Source organism: Bartonella sp. LB28NMGDW (assembly GCF_042194435.1).
Taxonomy (GTDB): domain Bacteria; phylum Pseudomonadota; class Alphaproteobacteria; order Rhizobiales; family Rhizobiaceae; genus Bartonella; species Bartonella grahamii.
This window is the reverse complement of sequence record NZ_JBHIMX010000061.1, coordinates 1-2,121: the sequence shown is the minus strand read 5'-3', so window position 1 is coordinate 2,121 and position 2,121 is coordinate 1. Positions and strand designations below refer to the sequence as shown.

The 2,121-nt window shown below is 36.0% G+C and carries 4 protein-coding genes; 1 reads left to right on the top strand and 3 read right to left on the bottom strand.

Annotation, left to right across the window (positions count from 1 at the left end):
• Positions 1-69: 69 nt before the first annotated feature.
• The 3 genes from ACFIKG_RS09040 to ACFIKG_RS09030 all read right to left on the bottom strand — a co-directional run bounded on the left by ACFIKG_RS09040 (position 70) and on the right by ACFIKG_RS09030 (position 1,830).
• The gene (locus ACFIKG_RS09040) at positions 70-684 is read right to left on the bottom strand and encodes a hypothetical protein (protein WP_375652171.1); all 615 of its coding nucleotides are present in this window, start codon (positions 682-684) and stop codon (positions 70-72) included.
• A gap of 113 nt (positions 685-797) precedes the next feature.
• Positions 798-1,178 (bottom strand): hypothetical protein, encoded by a 381-nt coding sequence (locus tag ACFIKG_RS09035; RefSeq protein ID WP_375621921.1) that lies wholly within the window; start codon positions 1,176-1,178, stop codon positions 798-800.
• A 298-nt stretch (positions 1,179-1,476) separates the two neighbouring features.
• Positions 1,477-1,830 carry an XRE family transcriptional regulator gene (locus ACFIKG_RS09030; protein WP_375614261.1) on the bottom strand — a complete coding sequence of 118 codons (354 nt, stop codon included), beginning with the start codon at positions 1,828-1,830 and terminating at the stop codon, positions 1,477-1,479.
• Positions 1,831-1,915: 85 nt separating this feature from the next.
• On the opposite strand from ACFIKG_RS09030, the gene ACFIKG_RS09025 reads away from it, so the two are divergent.
• On the top strand, positions 1,916-2,121 hold a 206-nt coding region (locus ACFIKG_RS09025; RefSeq protein WP_375652170.1), incomplete at its 3' end, for a helix-turn-helix domain-containing protein.

Below are 2,121 nucleotides of genomic sequence, written 5' to 3'. Positions count from 1 at the left end.
AATGCGGTGGAGAGTTTTGCCCCCAACTTCGATTGTTTCATCAGTAAATTCGTATTTTTTTTCCATGGTTTATTGCCTCTGGCCAGTTGTGATGATTTCATCATTGATGATCTCTGCGTTTCCATGAATAAATACATAACCACAGATTTGGGCATTTCCCCCAACTTTTGCTCTGATGGAAATCAATGAACCGTCATAAATTTTAGCATTTCCATAAATTTTAGCTTTTCCACTAATAAATGCACCACCGGAAACTTGTGCATTCTCGTAGATTTGTGCACTGGCAAAAACACGAGCATGTCCAAAAATCTTCGCATTGCCAAAAATATTAGTTTCTCCGGTAACAGATGCACTACCAAAAACACATGCATTTTCGTAAATATCAGCAATGTGATGAATATAAGCATCACCAAAAACCTTGGCATTGTCATAAACTCTTGCATGACCATCCACACGAGCGTTTTCATAAACATGGGCATCACCAAAAATCTTGGCACAACCATAGACTTTTGCATCATCACCTACCCAACAATCACCTTCATGACTTAGGTTGTCTTCTTTCTCTATATAGCCTCCTAAATCACCTGCTTTAACATCACCAAAGTCTCTCAGTGCACGAATGCGGTGAAGTGTTCTGCCATCAAACTCAATTGTTTCATCAGTAAGTTCATATTTTTTTTCCATTATTTTACTCCTTTAAGTTAGACTCTGCCTTTGTCGTTCTTGCAAAAGAACGGCATTGCATTGTGTGGTGAATTTTTTGAAAAGGTGGCGTCTTTTAAAAACGCCTTTAGCTTTTAAAGCACATCACAAGGACGCAAACGGTGTTGTTTTTCGTAAGAACCATACATTGCATCATCATATTCGCGCTGTTTTATATCATCTAAAAAAAAACCGTATGCTGTGCTGTGTAGAATAAAATCGTGAGGAATGTTTCCGTTGAAACACTGCTCTTCACATTCTTTAAGATAGAATTCGGCAATATCTTCAGAGATATCTTCGCAACGATTAGTCGTTGGTTCAATACGCAAAATTTGGACAGCATTATCGGCTTGGTCGATAAATTTGATCATGTCACTTTCTTCTAAGAAAGGACCAGATTTAGCGAGATTTTGCTCTTCATTTTCGCACATCACTAAGAGAATTTCATCAGAATTTATAAACACTGGTTTATTCACAAATGCCTCCATATCAAAATATTTAAATACATTTTGAAAAAAACGCCTTGACATAGGTTTTTTTTTTCGGGGTATGGTGTCTTTATATACGCATTATGCATACTGGTCAACAAAAAAATATGCATTATGTGTATTTTTTATGTAACAAGATAAAAATCCTTTATAGGGGATTTTCATTAATTGACATTTCTCTGAAGGAGAGAGGAATAAGTTATGAAAAAAACAAAAAGTGATACGGAATTAGATAATGAAATAATGCAACTAATTTCTACATTTAGTTATGAAAGACAAAAAGCTTTCATTTTTTTTCTTCATTATTCAAGCGGCTTAGAAGGTGAAGAATTGTTTCTTTATCTGTCTGACTTGTTTTCTTTAGCAGATCAATGATTTGTTCTTCAATAGGCTGTTCTACCGTAGATATTGGAAAGGAGGGACCTTCTCCTTCTCCAGTTAATAACCATCCCTCACTAATTCTAAATGCTTTTGCGTATTTTTTAGATGCGCGTGATATTCCTCTAAGACCTTGTTCATGTTGTATATAGCTAGAATAGTTCCATCCAAAATATCTAGCTGCTTCTTTAGCACTTCTAAAACCACGTACCAGACGCGCTTTCATCAATCTAGAGGATTGCTCTGTTATTTTATCAAGCATGTTTATCTCCTATATTACTCATATTGCATAAAATTGGTATGCATTTCGACTTGACATTAAAATACTCGTAATGCATATTTTTTTCATGAATAAGATAGAAGCAAAAGAACTAAGAAAACGCCTTAATCTTACGCTGGACGAAATGGCGGCGTTATTAGGCGTCAACAAATCAACAGTATGGCGTTGGGAAAAATATGGTGTTCCTTCAAGAGGGGCAGTGGCTTATCTTTTAAAATCTTTATGCGATCAAGAGCAACACCCCCCATTGTCGAAAATTAGCAAGAGCTGCGG

What these genes read in the sequence shown, in the direction of transcription:
- ACFIKG_RS09040 (WP_375652171.1), bottom strand. Translation starts at nt 684, where the DNA reads ATGGAAAAAAAATATGAACTTACTGATGAAACAATTGAGTTTGATGGC.
- ACFIKG_RS09030 (WP_375614261.1), bottom strand. Translation starts at nt 1,830, where the DNA reads ATGCTTGATAAAATAACAGAGCAATCCTCTAGATTGATGAAAGCGCGT.